The 2,780-nt window shown below is 66.6% G+C and carries 3 protein-coding genes and 1 pseudogene; all 4 read left to right on the top strand.

The annotated features are described in order from the left end of the window. Positions 1–548 (top strand): annotated as a pseudogene (locus JF597_RS53075) (glucose-1-phosphate adenylyltransferase); the annotation flags it as partial. 145 nt (positions 549–693) lie between these two features. Beyond that, on the top strand, positions 694–1,620 hold the full coding sequence (locus JF597_RS53080; protein ID WP_294014159.1) for an ABC transporter substrate-binding protein: 927 nt from the start codon (positions 694–696) through the stop codon (positions 1,618–1,620). Continuing rightward, complete coding sequence (locus tag JF597_RS53085; RefSeq protein ID WP_294014161.1) at positions 1,620–2,573, top strand: amino acid ABC transporter permease; 954 nt, start codon at positions 1,620–1,622, stop codon at positions 2,571–2,573. Before JF597_RS53080 ends, JF597_RS53085 begins: the two co-directional genes overlap by 1 nt. Then, a partial coding sequence (locus JF597_RS53090) for an ATP-binding cassette domain-containing protein (protein WP_294014163.1) occupies positions 2,566–2,780 on the top strand: 215 nt, incomplete at its 3' end. The genes JF597_RS53085 and JF597_RS53090, both read left to right, overlap by 8 nt.

Consider the following 2,780-nt stretch of genomic DNA (forward strand, 5'->3'; position numbering starts at 1 on the left):
TGGGCACCAACATCATGCCGATGATGGTGAAGAAGGGGTCGGCCTACGTCTACGACTTCGCCGACAACGACGTGCCCGGTGCCGAGGACCGCGACCGCGGTTACTGGCGCGACGTAGGGACGATCGACGCGTACTACGACTCGCACATGGACCTCGTGGCCGTCCACCCGATCTTCAACCTGTACAACCAGCAGTGGCCGATTTACACCTACCATCCGCAGTTGCCGCCGGCGAAGTTCGTCGAGGGCGGCATCGCCCAGGAGTCGATGGTCGGCGCCGGGGTCATCGTCGCCGGCGCGACGGTGCGGCACAGCGTGATCTCGCCGAACGTCCGGCTGGCCGCCGGCGCGTACGTCGAGGGTTCGGTGTTGATGGACGGCGTGCAGATCGGCCGCGGCGCGGTCGTCCGCCGGGCCATTCTGGACAAGAACGTCGTCGTGCCCGAAGGCGCGCACATCGGGCTGGAGCCGGATCTCGACCGCGCCCGCTACCACGTCTCCGAGGGCGGCATCGCCGTCCTGGGCAAGACGCAGCTCGCTCTTCCCTAGCCCGGCGTGGTTCCGCCCCGGAACGCCGGTTTTCGTTGCGATCGGGCCCGCGCGCCGCGGTTACGGTTGCGTTGCGCCCCTGACAGTGACGCCGATCGCTCGTTAGGGTGACGCCGGTAGGTCGTCCATTCGTCCGGAGGTCATTTTGCTGTCACGCCCGTTCGCCGTCGCGGTCACGCTCGCTGCGGCTGGTTCCCTCGCCCTCGCCGGATGCGGATCGGGCAAGACGGCCAAGGACACCAACAAGTCGGCCAGCGTCGGCTCGGTGGCCGCGAACAAGTCGCTGCACGACCTGCTCCCGGCCGCCATCAAGACCAAGGGCTCGCTCGTCATGGCGACCGACCCGACGTACGCGCCGGTCGAGTTCACCAAGAGCGGCGGCGGGTTCCAGGGCTTCGACATCGATCTCGCCAACGCGATCGGCCGAAAGCTCGGCGTGAAGATCGTCGTTCGCAAGGCTGTGTTCGACGGCATCCTGACCGGCCTCACCGCCGGCCGCTTCGACTTCTCGATGTCCGCCTTCACCGACAACACCGAGCGGGAGAAGGGCAACGACTTCGTCACCTACTTCAAGGCCGGCACGTCCATCGGCGTGAAGAAGGGCAACCCCAAGCACATCAAGACGATGGAGGACCTCTGCGGCCTGAAGGTCGGCGCCGAGCGCGGCACCATCCAGGCCACGGCGCTCACCAAGACGAAGGCCGAAGGCGCCATCACGCTCAAGGGCCAGTGCCTGAAGGACGGGAAGAAGGCGCCGACCCCGGTGATCCTTCCTGACCAGGGCGGCGTGAACCAGGCGCTCGTCGCCGGCCGGGCCGACGCGTTCACGGGTGACACGCCCGTCGTGGCTTACCAGGGCAAGCTCGTCGGGGGGCAGATCGAGGTCGCCGGCGAGACGACGGACGAGGGTCCGTACGGCATCGCCTTCAAGAAGGGCAGCCCGCTGGCGCCGATCTTCCAGAAGGCCGTGACGCAGCTGATGCAGGACGGCACCTACACGAAGATCATCAACACGTGGGGCCTGCAGGCGGGTGCGGTCACCGAGTCGAAGATCAACGGCGCGAACGGCTGATGAGCGCCGGCACGGATCGCTCCACCGCGGAGGACGTCCGCGCCGACGAGCTCACCGTCGTCCCGATCCGTCACCCGCTGCGCTGGGTGGCGGTGGCCGTCATCGGCGTCCTCGTCGCGATGTTCGTGCACTCGCTCGTCTCGAACCCGGCCTGGCAGTGGGACTACGTCCGCGGCTACTTGAACGAGACCTCGATCCTCAAGGGCATCTGGGTGACCATCCAGCTGACCGTTTTCGCGATGGTGATTGGCGTCGTCCTCGGAATCGTCCTGGCCGTCATGCGGATGTCGCCCAACCCCGTGCTCTCGATGTCCGCCTGGGTCTACACGTGGTTCTTCCGCGGCACGCCCGTGCTCGTCCAAGTCCTCTTCTGGTTCGCCCTCGGTGTGCTGTTCCGGCGGATCTCGATCGGGGTGCCGTTCGGCCCGAGCTTCCACTCCTGGGACTCGAACGACCTGATCACCCCGTTCACCGCGGCGGTGCTGGGGCTCGGTCTGAACGAGGCGGCCTACATGTCCGAGATCGCGCGGGCGGGTCTGCTGTCCGTCGGCACCGGGCAGGCGGAAGCGGCCGCGGCCCTGGGCATGGGGCGCGGGCTGGCCATGCGGCGGATCATCCTGCCGCAAGCGATGCGGGTGATCATCCCGCCGACCGGCAACGAGACGATCTCGATGCTGAAGACGACCTCGATCGTGATCATCATCGGGTTGAACGATCTGACCGGTGCGGCGCAGACGATCTACAACCAGTCGACGTTCTTGGTGATCCCGCTGCTCGTCACGGCCAGCATCTGGTACATCGTGATGACCAGCATTCTCTACGTCGGCCAGTACTTCCTCGAGAAGCGATTCGGTCGCGGAACGAGCCGCAACGTGCCGGCCCGCCCCGGACAGAGGTTGTTCATGACCATCATGCGTCGCGACGAATCGGGTGCCGGAGGTCTCGGTGCCTGAGCCGCTCGTCCTCGCCGAGGGGGTGCACAAGTCGTTCGGGCCAATCGAGGTGCTGAAGGGCATCAACCTTCAGGTGCAGGAGGGCCAGGTGCTCTGCATCATTGGCCCGTCCGGATCGGGGAAGTCGACCTTCATCCGCTGCATCAACCACCTCGAGAAGATCGACAGCGGCCGGCTGCTCGTCGACGGCCACCTCGTCGGCTACCG

It is taken from the genome of Streptomyces sp., assembly GCF_019510245.1.
GTDB lineage: Bacteria > Actinomycetota > Actinomycetes > Streptomycetales > Streptomycetaceae > Streptomyces.

Bases quoted from the DNA above. Each gene is read 5' to 3' on its own strand.
- JF597_RS53085 (WP_294014161.1), top strand. From the start codon at position 1,620: ATGAGCGCCGGCACGGATCGCTCCACCGCGGAGGACGTCCGCGCCGAC.